The sequence below is a fragment of the Lederbergia citrisecunda genome, from assembly GCF_018343695.1.
Lineage (GTDB): Bacteria > Bacillota > Bacilli > Bacillales > Bacillaceae_C > Lederbergia > Lederbergia citrisecunda.
Window position 1 is genome coordinate 4083116 of the sequence record NZ_JAGYPJ010000001.1, and the last position, 22205, is coordinate 4105320.

Below are 22205 nucleotides of genomic sequence, written 5' to 3' on the forward strand. Positions count from 1 at the left end.
TTTGATAAATATTTACATTAATAGTAGGGAGTGGGATAAGCATATGAGCAAAAAAGCACTAATTGTATGGGGTGGATGGGATGGTCATCAACCGGAACAAGTCGCGCAAATATTTAAAGGAATCCTAGAAGAAGAGAATTTTAATGTAGAAGTTTCTAATTCACTAGATTCATATGCGGATACGGAAAAATTGAAAGCGTTTGATTTAGTTATTCCGCATTGGACAATGGGACAAATTAAAAATAATGTTGCGCTTAATATTTCCGAGGCCATTGTGAGTGGTGTAGGATTAGCGGGATGCCATGGTGGTATGTGTGACTCCTTCCGTAATAATGTGGACTGGCAGTTCATGACAGGAGGAAATTGGGTTGCGCATCCTGGAAATGATGGAATCGAATATATGGTTAATATTAAGCATTCATCCAGCCCTCTTTTAGAAGGTATTTCAGATTTCAAGGTTGTCAGTGAGCAATATTATTTACACGTCGATCCGGCAGTAGAAGTTTTGGCAACAACTCGTTTTCCTGTTTTTGAAGGTCCTCATTCAACGAATAGAGCAGTTGATATGCCGGTTGTATGGACAAAACGATGGGGAGCGGGACGCGTTTTTTACTGCTCATTAGGCCATCTAGCAAATATTGTAGCAATGCCGGAAGTGACTGAGATTATGAGAAGAGGCTTCCTATGGGCTGCTGAAGGGAAGACCCTTTACAGCGAACTGGGAGCAGAATTATCAGAAGGCAATGTTCGTTCCTTTACGGGTATGGGAGATAGCCCAAATTAATAGAAAAGCGGAAGCGCCTTGTTTATCGACGTACAAACTTCAGGACCTTTGACTGAGATAAAGGAAACACGAAGAGGAACGAGTCGATGTTGACTTATCGTAGGGAAAAGGGCAAGAAGTTTGCTAGTCGATAGGCGCTGTAGCTAGACAAAGAAAAGCGGAAGCGCCTTGCTCATCGACGTACAGGCCCACAGGATGTGGGTCCGTCGAATTTTAAAAAATTAGAGGTTGGGACAAAACTCACCTCTGAATGAAAAAGCCGGAGAAATTTTACAACGAGTAAAATTTCTCCGGCTTTGAATATTTTTGCAATAAAATAAGGACAACTTCTGATAAAATTAAGTTACCACACCAAATCTAATCAGAAAGAAGTGTCCTTATGTTTAAAAATTATAACATGAATCAAATAGTTTTGCCTTTAGATTTAGAAGTAAAATTACAAAGTAATGATATTGCCTTCCATATCCATCATTTAGTTGAAAGTATTCCTCATGAAGCGTTCGAACCATTTCTACGAAATGAGGGCTGTCCTGCCTATCACCCACGCATGATGCTTAAACTTATCTTATGTGCCTATTCGCAATCTGTCTTCTCAGGGCGCAAAATTGAAGCCCAATTAAAAGACAGTATCCGTATGATGTGGCTGGCTCAAGGGTATGAACCGAGCTACCGCACAATCAACCGATTCCGTGTTCAAGCAGAAGTGAAAGAATTAATACGCCAATGTTTCGTCCAATTCCGTTGCCAATTGATCGAAGAAAAACTTATCGATCAAGAAGCTGTTTTTATTGATGGTACAAAGATAGAGGCAAATGCGAATAAATTTACCTTTGTATGGAAGAAATCTATCGAAAAGTATCATATTGGATTAATTGAAAAGTCAAATGAACTATACAACGAGTTACTTGAAAAAGAAATTATACCTGAAATTGAACGAGAAAGTGAAGAACAGTTATCACTTGAAGAACTTACTCAATTAGCCAAAAAGGTAGACGATGTCGTTACTGAGTATGACAAAAGAATCGGAGATTCTTCAGATGTAGAAGAACGTAAAGTTTTAAGAAATAAGCGGAAATTCCCGAAACAAGCACGGAAACAATTAATGGATTATATTGTTCGAAAACAAAACTATCAACGAGACTTTGAAATCTTTGGCGAACGAAATAGTTATTCAAAGACGGATCACGATGCGACATTTATGCGCATGAAAGATGATTATATGAAAAATGGTCAATTGAAGGCAGGCTATAATGTACAAGTCGCAACAGAGGGTCAATATGCGCTTGCCTATAATCTATTTTCAAATCCCACAGATACACGTACATTAATCCCTTTCTTAGACACAATTGAGGAAGATTATTTTAAGTTACCAAAGCATATTGTCGCAGATGCAGGTTATGGTAGTGAACAGAATTATGATGATGTCATTTCGAATCGTAAACGAGAAGCTTTAATTACGTATGGCATGTACCTCAAAGAGCAAAAGAAAAAATATAAACAAAACGAATTCAATCCAGACAACTGGCATTATGATAAAGAAAACGATACATACACTTGCCCAAATCAACAAAGCGTAGTTTTTAAATATCATTCTGTACGTATGGATAAAACAGGCTTCAAACGAGAGTTTAAGATCTATGAATGTGAAGACTGTTCAGGCTGCCCTTTCCGTTCATCATGTACAAAAGCAAAAGAGGGAAATAATCGAAAATTAATGGTGAATGAGAAGTGGGAACAACAAAAAGAATATGTGAGAGCGAAGCTTTCAGAAGAAAAAACGAGTTCCATCTATCGTAAACGAAAAATCGATGTGGAACCAGTTTTTGGATTCTTGAAGGCTAATTTGCGTTTCACTCGATTTTCTTTACGAGGAAAATCGAAGGTTGAAAACGAAATGGGTCTAGCGTTAATGGCTGTGAATTTACGAAAATTCGCAGCCAACAACTAAGAATGAATAAGCATTAATATAGAAAATAGAAAAAAGCGAAATTAAGTACGCTCAATTTCGCTTTTTTCGTTAATTGAAGCTAGTTATGTCCCAGCCTCTTTTTTAGGCTGAGAGGTATTCTTTTGAAGAATCATAAGTGATGCCCCTCCAATCAATAAGATCCCTGTAAATAGAAATCCTTGATTTGCAGTTAAGCTTAATAATCCGGTTAATCCTGAGCCGACAACAACGCCAATCGAAAAGAATGCGTAAAAATATCCATATGCTTTACCTCGATGTGTTTGTTCTGTCGCCTCAATCAACAAGGAATTAATTGATGGGAATAAAAAAGCAAATCCAATTCCATAGATCCCCATGATTACATAAAGGAATGGAATGGTATTGCTGAAACTAATCATGATTAAGCCCACAGCCATTGCTGCCATTCCGAATGTAGCACTCTTCACCGGCTTGATGATGTCAAATAAATTGTTAATCGGCAAAACGAAAACGAGAATAGCAACAATGCCAAATGTACTTAAAAGAAGTCCGCTCGTTTGTGAATCTTGTCCAAGTGCAACTACTTTTAATGGAAGCATATACGCAAGTACTCCTTGTGAAAACATTAAGAAAAATGCTCCAGAAAAAGCTCTCATGATAAGCGTATTTTTGAAAAAAACTTTTACCTTTAACGTATCTGACCCATCTTTTATTCCTCTTTCAATTACTTTCCTGCGTAAGAAAATAATAGAAAGAATTCCTAATAGAATCATAAAACATGCTGTAACACTTAAAACTGTTATTTCATTAGATTTACTTGCAACAATCCCACTAAATGCAGGCCCAATTACAGCAGCAAGTCCAACGAATGCGCCGGAAAGTGCAGCGCCTTTTCCTTTTTTCTCTTGATTAGAAGAATTCGCTAAGTATGTAAAAGCTGCTGGCACAATTAATCCTGCCGTTAAACCATGTAAAAAGCGAATAATAAGTAGAGACCATGCGTCAGCGGCGAGAAAATATGAAAAAAGCATTATACCAGTAAATAATAGTCCCAGTAACAAGATAACAAACGGGCCTCTTTTATCTGTTAGAAACCCGGAAATTATATTTCCTATTGTATTTGAAAAAGAGTACATCCCAACGGCCAAGCCTGTTAAAAACGGAGTGGCACCAAGTGATGTTGCAAGAGGAGTCATAATCGGCAGCTGAGTAAATAAATCAAAAAATGAAAAAAATACGATGAAATATACGAAAACCCGCATAAATGGTAAGCCTCCATCTATTAAACTTATCTTTATCATCTCTTTTTAAATGGAAATAGGCAAGTGGAATCATTTATTGGAATTTTTTATTGTATATACTGTTGACCCATCAACCCAACAGTGAGTATAATGAATTTGTAGAAAATTTAGTAAATATAGGAGTTGATAGATGTAAGCGCTTAATATAATATTTCGATATTATGTTTCTGTAATTCCTCCTTCCTTAGAAAAAGTAGCAACAAGACTACTATCATTTCATCACGATCTTCCCATCTTATGCTTCACCACGATTACTAGCCACACCCAGAAATGTTCCATCATACGACTGCTATCCAAAAACTTAATCATTCATTAGGGGGTGAAATGGATTGCCTCGTTTACAAGAGATATCACAACAAGAACCCATTCTTAAAAACACAAAGAGTCGTTTCCGCTTCACAAGACAGGAAAAGCGTAGTTTAGCAAAGGGTTTACTTTTTATTTCTCCTTGGTTAATCGGCTTTTTAGCCTTCACTTTAACGCCTTTTCTAATGTCTTTATATTATAGTTTTACAGATTATGATATTATCCAATCGCCTGTGTGGGTTGGATTACAAAATTTCCAGACACTTTTTCATGACAAGTTATTTTGGAAATCACTCTACAATACCTTTTATTATACTTTAGTTTATTGCCCGTTGAGTGTAATTGTAGGGGTGTCATTGGCGCTATTACTCAATCTAAAAGTACGAGGGATGGCCATTTATAGAACGATATTTTATTTGCCATCGATCGTTCCGTTTGTAGCTTCTTCTATTCTTTGGTTGTGGTTATTGGATCCACAATTTGGAATTATCAATTCAATTATCGCAATTTTTGGAATCCAAGGACCGGGTTGGTTAGTAGATCCTCAATGGTCAAAGCCTGCACTTATCATGATGGGGCTTTGGGGTGTTGGTGCGCCTATGATTATTTATTTAGCAGCCTTGCAAGACATTCCGAATGAAATGTATGAATCTGCTGATATAGATGGTGCTGTGGGGTGGCAAAAAATATTGTTTATAACCGTTCCGATGCTTACACCAGTCATTTTATTTAATCTAATTATGGGACTAATCGGATCGTTCCAATATTTTACACAGGCGTATATTATGACCAAAGGTGGCCCAAACGATTCAACATTATTCTATGCTTTGTATTTGTATAACAATGCGTTTTCATATTTTCATATGGGTTATGCTTCTGCAATGGCTTGGATTTTGTTCGTCATTATTATGGCGACTACGTTGCTCATATTTAAATCGTCCGCACGATGGGTTTATTACGGTGGCGAATAACAATTAATGGGGAGTGTTATAGTTGAAGGTAAAAATTAGATCATTATTAGTAAACGTTTTGGCTATTTTGATTTTAATCAGTATGACGGCTTGTAGCTCTACTGGTTCATCTTCGAATAAAAACAATTCATCAAAGGATGGAGTTGTTGAAGTTACGTATTGGCATATGTGGACAGGTGATTGGAAAAAGTTGATTGACGATCTTGTTGATGAGTTTAATGAAAGCCATCCAGACATACGTGTAAAAGCTCTGTCAATTGCAGGTGACGCAGATTCTAAATTCCTCACTGCGCAGGCAGGTGGAACCCCTCCAGATGTGATGACACAGTGGAACCAGGTAATACCTTCATGGGCAGAAAAAGGCGCTATTCTTTCATTAGAAGAATACATTAGTGGCAGCGCTCCAGAATTAAAGGATTGGATGTATCCAATCGTAGCTGAAATTGGTAGTTATAAAGGAGAAATGTATGCGGTTCCATTTTCAATGGATGCATTTGCACTCTTTTATAATAAGGATATTTTTAAAGAAGAAGGTTTAGATCCTGAAAATCCTCCTAAAACAATTGGGGAATTAGATGCGGTTCAAGACAAACTCTGGAAAATGGATGATAGGGGCTTTGTAGAACGAGTTGGATTTATGCCAGCGGGTATAACTCTTTGGGGACCTGCATTTAGCAGCCAATGGGCCGATGCGGATGGAAAAATAACAGCGACTCATGAAAATAATCTCAAAGCTTTGAAATGGTTTGAGTCATACACTAAAAAATATGATCCAATGAAAGTAGCTTCTTTTAACAAAAGTATGAGTGCTAACACAATCAATAGCACATGGCCATTTCTTGGCGGAAAAACAGTATTTGATGTAGATGGAATGTGGCGTTTGTTAGACCTAGAAAAATATGCACCGGATTTAAATTATGGAGTCATCCCTTTACCGTATCCAGAAGAAAATGGGAAACCTAATTCTTCATGGGTTGGAGGAAATTACAATATTATCCCAGCGGGTGCTAAGCATCCAAAAGAAGCGTGGGAATTTATCCTATGGCTAACAGGTTATAAAAATGAAGAGTGGGCAGGGAATATGCTACCAAAAGGTGGATGGATTCCAGCTTCTCCTAAAATCACAGATACAGCCGGATACCAAGATTTTATGAATGAAATCCCGGCTCGTAAAGTATTTGTAGATTTATTTAATAGTGAAAACGTTCAAATTACTCCAGTAATTCCTGTCCAGCAGTACTATTGGGACCGTCTGGAATCAGCTGAGGAAGCCGTCATGACTGGGAAAAGTACAGCTGAAAAGGCTTTAGAAGAGGTTCAAAAAGAAGTGGAAAATGAAATGAAGAAAATTAAGTGAAAAAAATAAGGGAGTTTATCTCCCTTATTTTTGAAAGGGGGGGCGTGAATGGGCTCAAATTATAACGGTTTCAGAAGAAAAAAAAGGCATATTACAAAGCAATTCACTGCTCATGTTTTTCTAATTTTATTTGGGATCTCTTTCTTATTTCCTTTTGTTTGGATGTTATCGACATCTTTAAAGCCTGAATCTCAAATATTTAAATGGCCTCCTGAATGGATTCCGGAAACTTTTATGTGGCAAAACTTTCCCGAGGCGTTGACGTTTGTACCATTTGCCTTGTATTTCAAAAATACATTAGTTATATGCGTGCTTACTGTTTTAGGAACAATTATTTCATCTGCCTTTGTAGCATATGGTTTTGCTAGAATCCAATGGAGGGGAAGAAATATTTTCTTTTTCCTTATGCTGACAACAATGATGTTGCCTTACCAAGTAGTCATGGTTCCACTATTTTTAGTATTTAAGGAGATTGGTTGGGTTGGAACATTCAAACCATTAATAATTCCCGCATTTTTCGGTACGAATGCATTCTTTATATTTTTATTAAGACAATTTTTCCTAACCATACCGTATGAACTGTCTGATGCAGCAAAAATTGATGGCTGTTCGGAATTCCGTATTTTTTGGCAAATTGTGTTGCCGTTAGCGAGGCCCGCCATAGCGACAGTTGGTTTATTTACCTTTATGGAAAATTGGAATGACTTTTTAGGACCATTAATCTATTTAAATGATGAATCTAAATATACGATTGCCTTAGGGCTGCAACAGTTTATTGGTCAATATGGCACCCAGTGGGGAATGCTGATGGCCGCCTCAACAGTGGCTACTGCTCCGATTATTATTCTATTTTTCTTTACACAAAAAACATTTATCCAAGGTATCTCTACTACTGGGATAAAGGGATAATACGAAATTAATAAAATATCAATAATAATGAATTGAGGGAAATGCTATGCCGAAAATTACAATCATTGGGGCTGGGAGCTCATTTACACAGCATATTGCTGTAGATATTTTATCCATTGATGGCCTTTCAAAAGGCACTATTGCATTAGTTGATGTTGATCAGGAACGATTAGATATTGCGCATCAGCTAGTTGAAATGGTTATAAAAAAGTTAGATAAAGAATGGAATGTAATATCCTCTGTCAATCGAAAGGAAGTCATTAAGGATTCAAATTATATTATTAATCAAATAGAAGTAAACGGATTAAATACAGTTAAAAGTGAGTTTGAAATCCCTTTAAAATATGGTGTAAAACAGTGTATAGGCGATACAATGGGCCCAGGAGGTCTTTTTAAAACACTTCGGACACTGCCACAGTGGCTTGAAATTATAAAAGACATTGAGGAATTAGCTCCTAATTCAATTATATTAAACTATACAAATCCGATGTCTGCTGTCACATTGGCAACTAGTAGAGTTACAAACATTCCAGTAGTAGGACTATGTCACTCCATACAAAATACATCTAGGCAGCTTTCAGATTATATTGGCGTTCCATATGATGAATTACATTGGAAGGCAGCAGGAATAAATCATATGTCTTGGTTTGTTGAATTAAAACATCAAGGTAAAGATATGTACCCACTTTTGATAGAAAAAACGAGTAATAAGGAGTTTTTAGAGAAAGATTCAGTAAGACTGGATGCGATGAAATATTTAGGAGCGTTTGTTTCTGAATCTAGTGGGCATTTTTCCGAATATATTCCTTACTATCGTAAAAGGGATGACCTGATAGATATCCATTGCAGTACGGGATATAACGGTGGAACTGGGTTTTATGCCAATAATTGGCCAACTTGGCGAAAAGAAAATGATGAATATATTAGAGGCATTTTAAGTGGAGAAAATGAACTAAGCATATCTCCTAGTAATGAGTATGCGGCAGTGATAATAGAAGGTATGGAAAAGAACACGCCAAAAGTGATCTATGGGAATGTGCCTAATAATGGTCTGATTGATAATTTACCAAACGATGGCATCGTTGAGGTCGCTTGCCTAGTTGATCGAAACGGAGTAAATCCTTGTCACTTTGGGAAACTTCCAACACATTTAGCCGCACTGTGTCAAAGTAATATGGCTTTCTTTGATCTTGCTGTGAGTGCTGTTTTAGAGAAGGATAAAGAGAAAGCTCTTTACGCGCTATCGATTGATCCATTAACTGCAGCCGTATGCTCCCTTAAAGAAATTAAAGAGATGTTTAATGAATTATATGAAAGTGAAAAGGAATACCTAAACATCTAAGATAAAACAAGATAGGATGATGGAATGAAATGGGAATCTATTGGATTCCCATATTTGTTTACATAGGGCTACCTAATAAATATGTGGATTAATTCCACTAATGAGAAAGGGATAAAAATGGAAAGAATGCTTGATCATTCGAGTGTGGTACCTTTATATCATCAGCTTAAAGAATTGCTTAAAGAAGCAATCGAAAAAGAGGGTGGAAAGCCTGGAGATAAAATGCCATCGGAAAACGAGTTATGTGCTCAATATAACATCAGTAGAAATACAGCAAAAAAAGCAATAGAAGATTTAGTACAAGAAGGAGTATTGAAGAGAGTTAAAGGAAAAGGCACCTTTATTGCAAAACCAAAACTTGAGCAATCCTTGTCCGGTTTTTACAGTTTCAGTAAAGTAATGCAGGAGAGTGGCATAGAGTCAAAGGATATCATTATTGACTTGAAAGTAGTAGAACCAACCACAAAGGTAATGAGAGTATTACAGCTACTTCATGGTGATAAAGTTATTGAATTAAAAAGACTACGATGCGCTAACAAGGAACCGATCATTTTTGAAACATCCTATATTCCTGAGCATTTTGTATCAAGGATTTCAACGGAGGATATACAAAATAGTTCTTTATATGATGTGATGGAAAAAACTTTTGGAATCATAGTGGCAAAAGCAAAAGAGGTTTTCGAGCCAATCCTAATTCAAGAATACGAAAGCAAATATTTGGAAGTTAAGGAGGGATATCCAGCCCTTTTATTGGAACGAATAGCATTTGATACTAGCGAAAATCCGGTAGAATTTTGTCATTCTGTTGTGCGCGGAGACCGATGCCGTTTTTATACGGAATTAATATAAATTGACCCTTGAAAAAATTATTATTAAATAGAATTTCAAGTGACGGGAATGAAGGAAATGGACGTCGTTCCGTGAACCTTCTAAATAATTGCACGAAAGCAGTAGAGCTCATCGGCACCGTACCGACTGTTGTCGGTAGAATACAAAGATAAGCATGCGGCTTTTATCAAGAGGTGTTTGTATGGATAAGCTGAGTTGCTTTGCAACGCCATATTATGGCCTGTGGCTCGAGGGTAAGCAGATTATCCAAAATAAATCCCGCTCAAGTCTTGAGCGGGAAGTACATACTATCGGCTAGGTCGGGGAAGTCGATAAACGGATTCCGGTTTCCCTGAATATTTTGGATTGCCTGGTTTCTGTGTTTTTCATGAAGGAGCGGTGAAAATTGCGCATTCCATTTTCTCAATAATTGGAAGTTCACTCTTTTTCCGAATCCCCTCCTGATTTCGTTTGGATAGCGGAGGATGAAATAGAGCATTGCCCTTGCAACAGTGCCTTTGCCATATTCTGGTTCGAAAAAGTTAAAGTCGGCGATGCCGCAGTTATTGCGGATTTTTTCATCCGGCGATTCGGGATCGTAATAAGGAAAATCATGAAAGGCAAAGTTGGCTCTCTTTGCATTGCATCCGGGATCGCACGCAAACAGGTGATGAAGGTCTCCTTTCATTGGCTCACGCCCCCCAAACCAAGATTGCGGAACGATATGCTCTGCGTTGAATTTGAATTCTTCAGGTACTGTTTTATCCGGATGAGCGGCTTCTCCAACTTTGAAATCAGCTTCCTTTTGCCGCATGCGGACTTCATAATCCTTTCTGAGCAAATCAGCAGGATGATTTTCTTCACCGGAATAAATGCTCTTTACGCTTCCGTTTGGCTGTAGATCAACCCATGTATATAAATATTCATCCTTGCTGACGAAATAGGGCAGCCGGTTTTTATGGGTCCTTTCCACGAGCGAGTGAAGTATATTGAATTTCTGCCGTGAATTCCCCATGAGTAGATCCAATCCGTGATAATATTGAGAAATGAACTCACGATCCAATCCTTCATCATAATAGGCACGTTCATTTTCCTTCATATTCATCTGATTATGCTGGACACTCCCGATTCTTTTCTCGAGCTGCTCCAATTTCATCGTATCACCCCCTAAAGGACCTTCGTTGTCCAAGTTTCACAGTTCCAAACGTCCGTTGCTATTTTTCGGTAAAAATCCGGCTCGTGGCTGATAAGAAGTATGGAACCTTTATATGCTTTCAAGGCGCGCTTTAGCTCTTCCTTCGCATCTGTATCAAGATGGTTCGTAGGCTCATCCAGCACAAGTAGATTGGATTCCTGATTGACAAGCTTGCAGAGGCGAACCTTCGCCTTTTCACCGCCGCTCAGCACATCCATTCTGCTCTCGATATGCTTCGTTGTGAGGCCACATTTGGCTAGTACGGAACGGATTTCGTACTGGGTAAACGATGGAAACGAATTCCACAGCTCTTCGATACATGTATTGGCATTTCCGCCTTGCACTTCTTGCTCGAAATAGCCGATGTGCAAATAATCCCCAAGCCGGACACTTCCGGAAACGGGCTTGATTTCACCAAGGATGCTGCGGAGCAATGTTGTTTTTCCAATTCCGTTTGCGCCTGTGAGCGCAATTTTTTGACCGCGATCCATTTTCAAGCTTAGCGGCTTGGACAGCGGCTCATGATAGCCGATGACAAGCTCGTCTGTTTCAAAGATGGATTTTCCACTCGCCCTGGCTTCACGGAAATGAAATTCAGGCTTTGGCTTTTGTGCGGAAAGTTCGATGACCTCCATTTTATCCAATTTCTTTTGTCGTGACATCGCCATGTTTCTTGTCGATACCCGGGCTTTATTGCGAGCGACGAAATCCTTCAGCTCGGAAATTTCCTGTTGCTGCCTCTTGTATGCCGCTTCAAGTTGCTGTTTTTTCATTTCATATACTTTCATAAAATCATCGTAGTCTCCGACATAGCGGTTCAGCTCTTGGTTTTCCATATGATAAATAAGATTAACTACACTGTTTAAAAACGGGATATCATGTGAAATCAGGATAAATGCATTTTCATATTCTTGAAGGTAGCGCTTGAGCCATTCAATATGGACTTCATCCAGATAGTTGGTTGGCTCGTCCAAAAGCAGAATATCCGGCTTTTCCAAAAGTAGCTTCGCGAGCAGAACCTTGGTCCGTTGACCTCCGGAAAGCTCTTGGACGTCCCGTTCAAGACCAATTTCATCAAGACCGAGTCCGCGGGAGATTTCCTCAACCTTAGCATCGATCATATAAAAATCGTTATGGGTGAGCGTTTCCTGAATGATGCCAGTTTCTTCGAGCAGCTGCTCGAGCTCATCAGGGGATGCGGCGCTCATTTTTTCGTAAATTCCATTCATCTCGGCTTCCAAATCAAATAAATATTGAAATGCCATTTTCAATACATCTCTTATGGAAAAGCCTTCTTTAAGAACGGCGTGCTGATCCAGATAGCCGACTCTTACCTTCCTCGCCCATTCAATTTTCCCTTCGTCTGCTTGGAGCTTTCTTGTAATGATGTTCATAAAGGTGGACTTTCCCTCGCCGTTTGCACCGATAAGACCGATATGCTCGCCTTTTAAAAGGCGAAATGATACATTATGAAAGATAGCACGGTCGCCAAAACCGTGGCTTAGCTTACTGACAGATAGTATGCTCATGATACACCTCTTTTGATGGATTTTAATTAATGGCTCTTTTCTTAAACAATGTTGCTTTTTTCTTAATTTAAATAATAAGAGTAAATTTGGAACTCAAAACTTAGTCATTCAGCTGAGAAAAGAGCTGCTTACTTTATAAGAATCGCTAAACTCACCTTTTAGGGGTAAAAGCCGGCTTTTGGGCTTAAAAAAAAACAAACTTTACGAAAACAGCCTAATTTATTGAATCAAAGCCCGCCGCATAGTTCTGCCGATTGTGCCGAGATCATTTTTGAATAGATGCAAATCTCAAGCTCAACGACGGATCACGGCTGGATCAATGGATTGTATAAATAAACTATTAATCTTTCATTTGACTGAAAATAAAATCTGAATGGATACTGACAAAACCGGGCTTAATATAATAGAGCTTAGTGTATGACCATTTCAGAAAGTTCATGTTTAATCCTTCCTTTCCCATTTATTATAAGCACAAAGTCTCCTCTTGAAAATAGGAAGAGGATGGGTCAATCGATCAAAATTGGGGAAAGAAAAGACGAGAGTGAATGCGAGGGATCCGATATGAATAAAGACAATCAATTTGACTCAGTTTTTAACCAGTTGAAAGGCCAGCTGAACAAGCTACCGATAGCCGGCAATTCAAAGAAAAAAATGCTATCAAAACTGAGTGAACTGAAAGAAATGACCGTTGATGCTCGAGAGCCGCGAATTGCGCTCATCGGGCGGAGAGGAGCAGGGAAGTCCTCCCTCATCAATGCACTGTTCGGTGAAGCGAAACAGTTCGTCAGCCCTGTGCAGGCTGGAACGGGGCGGGGAAAATGGTTTTGGTATCCTTCTGAAGAGGAGAAAAAAATCCGCCTGCTTGATTCACGGGGGCTCGGAGAAACTGAAAAGCCAATTGAAAGCTCGGAAGAAGCATCCGCCTTTAACCAGTTGAAAAAAGAATTGGAGGCCGAACAGCCCGATGTATTATTATTCCTCATCAAGGGGAAGGAAACGGATGCGAGAATTGAAGAAGATTTACGGGAATTGAACTTGCTGCGGACATTCGTTAAGGAGACCCATCAATACGATGTTCCAGTCCTCTGTGTTGTGACTCAGGTGGATGAGCTGGATCCGCCGTATTACAAAGAGGTGCCGTTTGACGCGAATCCTATCAAGGCTGCCAATATCCGGGCAGCAGTCGAATTGATGGAAAAGCGGTTCCAGGAAGCTGAAATACCGCTTCTCAACATTATCCCGGTCTGTACGTATGTGGATTTTGATGAAGAAGGCAATATTCTCTTCGATATGCGCTGGAATATTGATAAGGTATCCTCCTATTTAATTGATTCGCTGCCAAATGAAGCAATATTGAAAACAGCAAAGGCGACCCAAGCCAAATCCGCAAAAAAAAAAGTCGCACAAAAAATTATTTTGACAATGTCGGGAATCGCAGGCATCATCGCACTTGAGCCAATTCCGTTTGCCGACATGCCTATTTTGACAGCTCTGCAAGCTCTGATGATAATGGCTATCGCCTACATTGCCGGCCGCGAGATCAGCAGGAAAACAGCTGCAGAATTCATAGGTGCGGTTGGTGCTAATCTTGGATTGGCGTTTGCAGTAAGAGAAGGAGTCCGCTCGGTGGTCAAGCTTATACCTGCTGCCGGAAATGTAATTTCCGGTGCGGTGGCCGGTGCTATAACTTTCGGGATCGGACAGGCTGGCATCGTGTATTTCATAGATGGGCATGATATTGGAAAGGCAAAGAAGGCATTCCAATCAGGTAGAAAACAATATAAAAAGGATTAGGAATACGAAAGCAAGTATTTGGAGGTTAGAGAGGGATACTAGCAGTATTATTAGAGAGTTGTTCGTATAGAGCGTTGCCATTTTTAACAAGAAAATAATCCCTTGACAAAATTATCATTAAATAATATGTTTAAAACAACTACTTTGTTAAGCCAAGTAGTTGTTTTTAAAGTCACTATCTTGTTAAACAAAATAGCGAAGATCTAGTTTTTTATTTAATTCGCTATCTTGCTTAGCAATATAGCTGAGGAAGGATGCTGCATATGTCGATAAGAAGCCAGTTGTTAAAAGGGATTTTGGATGGTTGCGTGTTGGCTGTAATCGAGAAAGAACCCGTTTACGGATATGAACTTTCAAAAAAGCTGCAGGATATTGGCCTTGAAGATGTAAGTGAAGGAACGATTTATCCTGTTTTGTTAAGACTTCAAAAAAACGGATTGATACGGGGAGAGATGAGGCCATCGGATTCGGGACCAAATCGGAAATATTATTACTTGACGGAGATAGGGAAAGAGGCCTTATTGACCATTACAGAAGAGTGGAATCAAATAAGTGAGCCCGTCAATGCATTGTTCAAAAGGAGAGAAGACTAACGATGAATGTAAAAAAATTAATAGCAGAAAACAATCGAAAAAGAGAATTATTAACACCAGAAAATGAAGCATATTACAGTGATATGTTGATTTATATAAGGCTTCAAATGGCATTATCAGAGCAGCAGTCCGAAGAAGTGTTGATGGAAATGCTTGACCATTTACTTGAAGGACAGGAAGAAGGAAAAACAGCTAAAGACATTTTCGGAGACAACCCGAAAGCATTTGCCGATGAAATTATTGAGCAATTGCCAAAAGAGAAAAAGCGAGCCGTTATTCCTTTTATTGCAGGAATAGTAGCCAATATCGTTAGTTGGATTTTAATGATAAGAGGAATTCTTTTTCTCGTATTATCACAATTTACAGAGGTGAAAACGGAGGTTTACCCAATTGCAGTTGTTGCCGTAGCCTTCGTCATCTCATGCTTTGTATGCATCACAATTTGGTTTATTTTAAGACTGGTTAAAAATTCGCTGTTTCAAGAAAAGCGAAATACAAAAATGGATATGCTTAAGGCAGGGTTAGTCGGTGCTGTAGGCATGGGTGTCGTACTGGCAGCAACTCTGTTCATCCCGGAAGTTGGACCTTCATTCAATTTTTCATGGTGGGCGTCTTTCATTGCTGGGGGCATTCTATGGATAATCTTGTTTATCACGAAGAAGCTAGGAGGTAAATAAAATGTTATCAAATAAAAGTGAGAGATTTATAGAAAATCTTCGACTGTATCTTATGACATCAGGAAAAAATGAAAAAGAAATAAGTGAATTAGTAGAGGAACTAAGGGATCATCTTATTGAATCAGAAAAACATGGAAAGAATATTGAGGGAATCATAGATTGTACTCCTGCTGAATATATGGCTACCCTGAAAAGGGAAATGAAGACTGATTATAAAAGTCTAGTAAAAAATCTACCTATCTTTTTTCTTGGAGTTATTGCTTATTTTATGATGGGACCTGCGATAAAAGGGGAGTTTGAACTGAACATAGTTCAAGTCATTGGTTTTCCTATCATCGCCGCGATAGGTTTCGTAATTTACATTGTCTTTTTACAACGAGCGGGAAAAAATCAGTATTCAAACAAGAAACTTTTCTTTGTTGGTATGATGGCTTCTGCAAGTGTGATGGTCCTGTTCATACTTTTAATGGTAGCGAGTGGAGTTTTTATTGAACCTTTTTATAAGGCAAGTACACTTGCAAACTGGACCATTGTAGCGATATGTTCCTTCATTTTTATTTTCGGTGCATTATGGGCTAAAGCGTGGTTTCCTATTTGGATCCCGGTTATACTTTTCATTCCCGATTTTCTTTTCCGTTTTTCCAAATTACCTGATGAAACGATTCTTGTTATTAGTTTCATGTCTTTTATACTTATGTTTATTTTAATCATTTTAAGTTTAGTGGTCACTGAGAGAAAAAAGCCAAAAGTAACATAATGGATATATGTTACTTTTGGCTATACAGTTGCTTTCGTTGGTAGGTAGACAGTACGACTCCTCCTACTATAAAAATGGAGCCGACTATTTCTACGCCTGTAATTGGTTTGAATAATAGTATGAGTCCAAATATCATTGCGACAAAGGGCTCAAGATTTGATAATATGGATGCCTTGGAAGCATCGACATGACGTATATTGCTATTCCAAATAAGTGTGGCTAGTCCATGCACAATAACGGCCGTTCCGATTAAAAGCCCCCAATCAGTGATGTTGCTACTGATTTGTAACGGATTATCGAGCGAAAATGCAAAAAAGATCGAAATAAACAGACCAACAACATTCGAATATAAAGTAATCATAAGTGGATCGATTCTTTGGGAGAGTACTCTTGTCATAATGATCATAATTGCAAAGGTGACCATAGTGACTACAATCCAAAGAAGGCCAATTTCAACGTGTAAAGACGATAAACTGCCTTTTGTTACAACAAAAAAAATCCCAACAATCGCCACGATAGAACCGAATATCATTCGAGTAGATAATCTTTCTTTTAAGAAGATAGCTGCTAAAACACTAGTTAAAATTGGAGTTGTAGCTAATATTAATGCGGAAGTTGTGGGGTCAGCTGTTTGTAATCCTTCAAAAAACGACCATTGGTTTATAAATACTCCGATAAATCCCAGAAAGAAAATCACTATTACATCCGTTTTATTTATACGACTTAGCTGTTTTTTGTAAGATAATGCAATTAGAAAAAGCACAATGAAGACAAGCCTTAGAAATGTTAATAGAGCAGGAGAGAAACTCTGTACTAAAATCTTTCCAAATACAAAATTACTTCCCCAAACGACCACACAAAAAGTTAGCCATGCATAAGCTTTAAACATAGATGAATCCGTCCTTTTATGAAATGCTAACTTTTCTATTTTATCCGTAAAAGGATGCATCGTAAACTTATAAGCAATTAACAGACTTCCTGGCCTAAACACTAGCGTTTCGCTATTCTCCCGTTTAGCCTTCCAGCCATTCACAATGTGGATCTTCTCGTTCCCACTGATACTGATGGAGGTTAATCTGATTATCTTTTATAACCTCGATACCTTCACGTTCTAGTAAGAACTGTTGCTGATAGGCGGTTTCGGAATCTCCAATTACAATTTCACCTTTAGCATTCACGACACGGTGCCAAGGAAGTTCATATTTCGAACTCATTGAGTGAAGAATTCGTGAAACTTGTCTTGCCCCACGTGGATTTCCGGCTAGACGTGCAATTTGACCATATGTAGCGACACGACCTTTGGGGATCGATTTTAAGGTAGTTATAACTTTTTCTGTAAATGGATTCATTTTTAACCTCTCCAATCTTTTTCAGTATATCATTTGTTTGTTTAATAAATAGGGTAATAATGACTGTAATATAGTTCTAGCAGGAAAAATCCTCGTGACACTACGGGGATATTGAATATCATGTATAATCTTAGTAATAAGTGGAAAAAGGAAGATCATTATGGCGAAAATTATGATTGTAGAAGATGATCCGAAGATTGCTAAGCTGCTTCAAAACCATCTTGAAAAGTATGGATATCAGGCGAAGCTAACGGAGGATTTTGAACATATATTGGCGCTTTTCACAGAAATAAAACCAGACTTGGTTCTGCTGGACATTAATTTGCCAAGTTATGACGGATATTACTGGTGTAGGCAAATTCGTAAAATATCAACGTGTCCGATATTATTTATTTCCGCTAGGTCGGGTGAGATGGATCAAGTGATGGCATTAGAAAATGGTGCGGATGATTTTATAACGAAACCGTTCCATTATGAGGTGGTCATGGCTAAAATTCGTAGTCAATTGCGGCGTGCCTACGGAGAATATGCCCCTAAAGTAGAGGAACGAATCGTTAATATAGAAGGACTTACTCTTTATATGGAACGGATGGAAGCGGAAAAAGGAGAGAAGACTGTTTCTTTAACTAAAAAAGAAGCCATCTTGCTGGAAACTCTCATGAGAAGATCTCCACGAGTAGTAAGTCGTGAAGCGATATTAGAAAAATTATGGGACGATCAATCATTCGTTGATGAAAACACCCTGAATGTCAACATAACACGTGTACGTAAAAAGCTTCAGGAACTTGAAATTGATAACGCTATAGAAACTGTACGGGGAGCAGGATACCGGCTAGTTCCTAATTGGGTGGAAGAAGGATGAAGTTATTTTTCCGAGAGCATATACCACTAATCATTGTGAATATCGTCCAAATGATAGCGGTCTTGTCTATCTATATAATGGATGGCTATCGTAATTACCATACTGCTCTTTATGCTTTATTTATCGGGATTTTCTTATTAACTGCATACTTATTCTATCGCTATTTTACGCATAAAGACTTTTATAGGAGGCTATCTAATCCAATTCACAAGCTTGATGAGGTAAATGAAATATTAGGATTTTCTTCACTCCCAGAAGCATTAACTCACCTTTTAAAATCACAGCATACTGAGTATATGAATCAACTTCATCAACAGGAAAGAACACGGAATGATCATCTAACCTTCATTAATCAGTGGGTGCATCAAATGAAAACACCGCTTTCGGTCATCCAGCTGATCACCCAAGAGGAAGATGACGAGCGTTTTACTAGCATTCAGGAAGAAGTAGATAAAATTGGGAAAGGCTTGGATATGGTTTTATATGCCGCTAGGCTTGAAGCGTTTGAACACGATTTTCAAGTGGAGTTAGTTTCCCTTAGAAAAATGACAGAACAAGCCATTTCGGAAAATAAAAGACTTTTTATTAAAAATCGTGTATATCCCGAAATCCATATAGACCAGAACATTCTTGTAGACTCGGATGAAAAGTGGCTTATGTTTATACTGAATCAGTTAATCACGAACGCTGTAAAATATTCAACAGGAATATCGCAAAAAATACTTATAAAAGGTTCGGATAGGAGCCTAGAAGTTCAAGATAACGGAATCGGTATTCCGAAATCAGATATAAAACGAGTGTTTAATCCTTTTTATACAGGCGAAAACGGTCGCTTGTACCGAGAATCAACCGGGATGGGGTTATACCTTGTAAAAGAAGTATGCGATAGACTTGGTCATCAAGTTGAAATTGCATCGGAGGTAGAAGAAGGGACAACGGTAAAAATAAAGTTTGTGTAATACCTTACAAAGATGTAAGAAAACTGAAAGATAAATAGATGGTTGAAAAATCCCCTTTTCTACTACAATAACGGTAGATGGAAAGGGGATTTTTACAATGGAAATGTTAAAAATCAAGAATCTAAGTAAAGTGTATGATGGAAAAGTTGCTTACAGGGCGCTATCAGATATCGATTTAACCATTGAAGAAGGTGAATTTGTCGGAATTATGGGGCCTTCCGGAAGCGGAAAGACAACCCTATTAAATATGGTGGCAACAATTGACCAACCAACGTCCGGGGCAATTTTAATTAATGGGAAGGATCCGTTTCGCTTAAAGCAGAATGATTTGGCTTTATTTAGGCGCAGACAATTAGGATTTGTATTCCAAGATTTTAATTTGCTTCCAACGCTTACCGTTGAAGAAAATATTGTCCTACCGCTAACACTGGACGGCGTAAGTGTAAAAGTGATGGATGAAAAAGTAGAAGCCATTGCTGAAAAATTAGGGATTAAAGAAATTTTAAATAAGCGCATTTATGAAATTTCTGGTGGACAGGCGCAAAGAACAGCGATTGCGCGAGCGACGATTCATTCTCCGCAAATGGTGCTGGCGGATGAGCCGACTGGAAATCTCGATTCGAAGGCTTCAAAGGCAGTGATGGAAATGATGGAATCCATCAATAAAAATGATAAAACGACGATGATGATGGTTACACATGATCCGATTGCAGCCAGTTATTGTGACCGAGTTGTCTTTATTAAAGACGGGAAATTTTATAATGAAGTTCACCGCGGTGATAATCGCCAAACCTTTTTCCAAAAAATCATCGATGTGCTTTCACTGTTAGGAGGGGATTCAAATGACCTTCAGACAGTTCGCATTTAACAATGTATTTCGGAACAAAAGGACATATGCCGCCTACTTTTTAAGCAGTATGTTTTCTGTTCTAGTGTTTTTTGTTTATGCCATATTTGCATTTCATCCAGCGCTTAAAAATATAAATGCGAATGTTGCGGTTGGTCTGCACTTTGCTGAAGGGATTATTTATGTTTTCTCATTCATATTTGTGCTAGTTTCGATGAGTGCGTTTTTAAAATCAAGAAAAAAAGAATTCGGTCTCATGGTCATGCATGGAATGACAAATATGCAATTGCGTAAAATGGTCTTTTTAGAAAATGTCTTTATTGGTTTTTTTGCAACTATTTTTGGAATGCTAGTAGGCGTAGTTTTTTCAAAAATGATTTTATTAGCTGCGGAAAATGTATTGAATTTGGATGAAGTTTTACCTTTCTATTGGCCGGTTAACGCTATAGTATTGACGTTCGTGGCGTTTCTGCTCCTATTCATCATTATTTCCTTTTTCACGGTTTCTGTTTTGAAAGGGAATAAGCTTGTTGATTTAATTAAGGGGAGTGCAGCGCCTAAAAAAGAGCCGAAAGCATCTATCGCTTTATCCTTATTATCCATTTTCCTTTTGGGTATTGGTTACGCGGGTGCTTTAATAGCTCGTAATATGCAGGTCGTTATCGCGATGATTCCTGTTACAACCGTCGTCATCATTGGCACATATTTTCTTTTTACACAGGTTAGCGTTTTTACGATTAATCGACTGAAACAAAGTAAATCTTTTTTCCGGAGAAAGACGAATTTGATCGTTATGTCAGACCTTGCTTATCGGATGAAGGATAATGCGAGAGCCTTTTTCTTTGTAGCAATTGTTTCAACTGTCGCCTTTTCGGCAATTGGTTCACTCGTTGGGTTTAGGGCGATGATGACGGCAGATTTGTTTAAAAATAATCCATTTGCCTTTGAGTATACTTCAGAAGAAGGGAATGCTTTGGAAACGAAGCATATTCAACTAATTAGAAAAGAACTAGAAAAAATGCCTTATAAAGAAGTAAGTATGGATATTAAAAGAATGCTTTCGAAAAGTGATTCATATAGTGTGACTAGTCAATCTGGATACAATGAACTTCTTACAATGGTAGGAGAGGATGCTAAGCAAGTCGATCTTAAAGGAAATGAAGCTATTTTGTTATTTTACGATAGTGCAATTGGCATGACCCAACAGGTAAAAGATCATGATACGATTACTTTTGGTAATCTAGTGTTGGAACAGAAAAAAGCGATTCCTGCTAATGTTTTTCCATCGTACCGTGACTTTTTGGTTGTGTCTGATGATGTATTTGATCAGATGAAAGATTATGAATGGAAACAAACATACTATGCTTTTTATATAAAGGATTGGAAACAATCCACAGAAGCAGGAAAAAAATTATCAAGTGAAATCGATCAATTTGACCGAGAAGGAAAGCATGAATTTTTTTCACTAGCTTATACATGGCATGAAATCAATCAAATGTACGGAGCTGTTTTATTTATAGGACTATTTATTGGGGCAGTATTTTTCGTATCAGCCGGTAGCTTTCTATACTTCAGACTATACGCAGACTTCGAAGATGAAAAGCGGAAGTTTTCTTCAATTAGGAAGTTGGGGTTGACTGATAAAGAATTGTCTAAAATTATTACGATTCAATTGGCTTTACTGTTCTTCGTTCCAATTATTGTGGCTATTATTCATGGAGCCGTTGCCCTGACAGCTTTGGAACATATGTTCAGTTATAGCTTGGTAAAGGAATCAACATTGGTTCTGAGCAGCTTTGCTTGCATACAAATCATTTACTTTCTCTTTATTCGCTCCAATTATATTAGAAAAATAAGACGTTCAATTTAAGCGCTCATCGTTATGAGTGCTTTTTTTCTGGAACCTTTTTCCTGTTCG

20 protein-coding genes are annotated in these 22205 nt (G+C 38.1%); 15 read left to right on the plus strand and 5 right to left on the minus strand.

Annotated elements, in window-relative coordinates:
• Window positions 1–43 precede the first annotated feature (43 nt).
• Together KHA93_RS20090 and KHA93_RS20095 are read left to right on the plus strand one after the other, a co-directional pair.
• On the plus strand, window positions 44–784 hold the full coding sequence (locus KHA93_RS20090; RefSeq protein WP_213112340.1) for a ThuA domain-containing protein: 741 nt from the start codon (window positions 44–46) through the stop codon (window positions 782–784).
• 379 nt (window positions 785–1163) lie between these two features.
• A complete protein-coding gene (locus tag KHA93_RS20095; RefSeq protein ID WP_213111608.1) occupies window positions 1164–2732 on the plus strand; it encodes an IS1182 family transposase in 1569 nt (522 codons plus the stop codon).
• Window positions 2733–2815: 83 nt separating this feature from the next.
• Here KHA93_RS20095 and KHA93_RS20100 read toward each other — a convergent pair whose 3' ends face one another.
• Window positions 2816–3973: an MFS transporter gene (locus tag KHA93_RS20100; RefSeq protein WP_213112341.1), complete on the minus strand. Its 1158-nt coding sequence runs from the start codon at window positions 3971–3973 to the stop codon at window positions 2816–2818.
• A gap of 368 nt (window positions 3974–4341) precedes the next feature.
• Here KHA93_RS20100 and KHA93_RS20105 point away from each other — a divergent pair, with 368 nt between their 5' ends.
• From KHA93_RS20105 to KHA93_RS20125, 5 genes are all read left to right on the plus strand, one after another.
• Complete coding sequence (locus KHA93_RS20105) at window positions 4342–5289, plus strand: carbohydrate ABC transporter permease (RefSeq protein WP_233711236.1); 948 nt, start codon at window positions 4342–4344, stop codon at window positions 5287–5289.
• Between the two features lie 22 nt (window positions 5290–5311).
• The gene (locus KHA93_RS20110; protein WP_213112342.1) at window positions 5312–6646 is read left to right on the plus strand and encodes an ABC transporter substrate-binding protein; all 1335 of its coding nucleotides are present in this window, start codon (window positions 5312–5314) and stop codon (window positions 6644–6646) included.
• 48 nt (window positions 6647–6694) lie between these two features.
• Window positions 6695–7555: a carbohydrate ABC transporter permease gene (locus KHA93_RS20115; RefSeq protein WP_213112343.1), complete on the plus strand. Its 861-nt coding sequence runs from the start codon at window positions 6695–6697 to the stop codon at window positions 7553–7555.
• Between the two features lie 46 nt (window positions 7556–7601).
• Window positions 7602–8897, plus strand: a complete 1296-nt coding sequence (gene melA, locus KHA93_RS20120) for an alpha-galactosidase (protein WP_213112344.1) — start codon at window positions 7602–7604, stop codon at window positions 8895–8897.
• 126 nt (window positions 8898–9023) lie between these two features.
• The gene (locus KHA93_RS20125; protein ID WP_233711237.1) at window positions 9024–9746 is read left to right on the plus strand and encodes a GntR family transcriptional regulator; all 723 of its coding nucleotides are present in this window, start codon (window positions 9024–9026) and stop codon (window positions 9744–9746) included.
• Between the two features lie 262 nt (window positions 9747–10008).
• On the opposite strand, the gene KHA93_RS20130 is transcribed toward KHA93_RS20125, so the two are convergent.
• On the minus strand, window positions 10009–10881 hold the full coding sequence (locus KHA93_RS20130) for an endonuclease I family protein (protein ID WP_213112346.1): 873 nt from the start codon (window positions 10879–10881) through the stop codon (window positions 10009–10011).
• An 11-nt stretch (window positions 10882–10892) separates the two neighbouring features.
• Window positions 10893–12449, minus strand: a complete 1557-nt coding sequence (locus tag KHA93_RS20135; protein ID WP_213112347.1) for an ABC-F family ATP-binding cassette domain-containing protein — start codon at window positions 12447–12449, stop codon at window positions 10893–10895.
• 561 nt (window positions 12450–13010) lie between these two features.
• Here KHA93_RS20135 and KHA93_RS20140 point away from each other — a divergent pair.
• The 4 genes from KHA93_RS20140 to KHA93_RS20155 all read left to right on the plus strand — a co-directional run bounded on the left by KHA93_RS20140 (window position 13011) and on the right by KHA93_RS20155 (window position 16270).
• Window positions 13011–14243, plus strand: a complete 1233-nt coding sequence (locus KHA93_RS20140; protein WP_213112348.1) for a GTPase family protein — start codon at window positions 13011–13013, stop codon at window positions 14241–14243.
• Between the two features lie 263 nt (window positions 14244–14506).
• On the plus strand, window positions 14507–14836 hold the full coding sequence (locus KHA93_RS20145) for a PadR family transcriptional regulator (RefSeq protein WP_213112349.1): 330 nt from the start codon (window positions 14507–14509) through the stop codon (window positions 14834–14836).
• A 2-nt stretch (window positions 14837–14838) separates the two neighbouring features.
• The gene (locus tag KHA93_RS20150) at window positions 14839–15513 is read left to right on the plus strand and encodes a DUF1129 family protein (protein ID WP_213112350.1); all 675 of its coding nucleotides are present in this window, start codon (window positions 14839–14841) and stop codon (window positions 15511–15513) included.
• A gap of 1 nt (window position 15514) precedes the next feature.
• Entirely contained in the window at window positions 15515–16270 is a 756-nt protein-coding gene (locus KHA93_RS20155) for an HAAS domain-containing protein (RefSeq protein ID WP_213112351.1), read from the plus strand.
• Between the two features lie 10 nt (window positions 16271–16280).
• On the opposite strand, the gene KHA93_RS20160 is transcribed toward KHA93_RS20155, so the two are convergent.
• Entirely contained in the window at window positions 16281–17303 is a 1023-nt protein-coding gene (locus tag KHA93_RS20160) for a DMT family transporter (RefSeq protein WP_432806330.1), read from the minus strand.
• Window positions 17284–17619 (minus strand): MGMT family protein, encoded by a 336-nt coding sequence (locus KHA93_RS20165; RefSeq protein ID WP_213112352.1) that lies wholly within the window; start codon window positions 17617–17619, stop codon window positions 17284–17286. Before KHA93_RS20165 ends, KHA93_RS20160 begins: the two co-directional genes overlap by 20 nt.
• Window positions 17620–17779: 160 nt before the next feature.
• On the opposite strand from KHA93_RS20165, the gene KHA93_RS20170 reads away from it, so the two are divergent.
• The 4 genes from KHA93_RS20170 (at window position 17780) to KHA93_RS20185 (ending at window position 22157) form a co-directional block, all read left to right on the plus strand.
• Complete coding sequence (locus tag KHA93_RS20170; RefSeq protein ID WP_213112353.1) at window positions 17780–18481, plus strand: response regulator transcription factor; 702 nt, start codon at window positions 17780–17782, stop codon at window positions 18479–18481.
• A complete protein-coding gene (locus KHA93_RS20175; RefSeq protein WP_213112354.1) occupies window positions 18478–19440 on the plus strand; it encodes a sensor histidine kinase in 963 nt (320 codons plus the stop codon). Before KHA93_RS20170 ends, KHA93_RS20175 begins: the two co-directional genes overlap by 4 nt.
• 103 nt (window positions 19441–19543) lie before the next feature.
• Complete coding sequence (locus KHA93_RS20180) at window positions 19544–20308, plus strand: ABC transporter ATP-binding protein (protein ID WP_285891564.1); 765 nt, start codon at window positions 19544–19546, stop codon at window positions 20306–20308.
• Window positions 20283–22157 (plus strand): FtsX-like permease family protein, encoded by a 1875-nt coding sequence (locus tag KHA93_RS20185; protein WP_213112356.1) that lies wholly within the window; start codon window positions 20283–20285, stop codon window positions 22155–22157. Before KHA93_RS20180 ends, KHA93_RS20185 begins: the two co-directional genes overlap by 26 nt.
• Window positions 22158–22205: the final 48 nt, after the last annotated feature.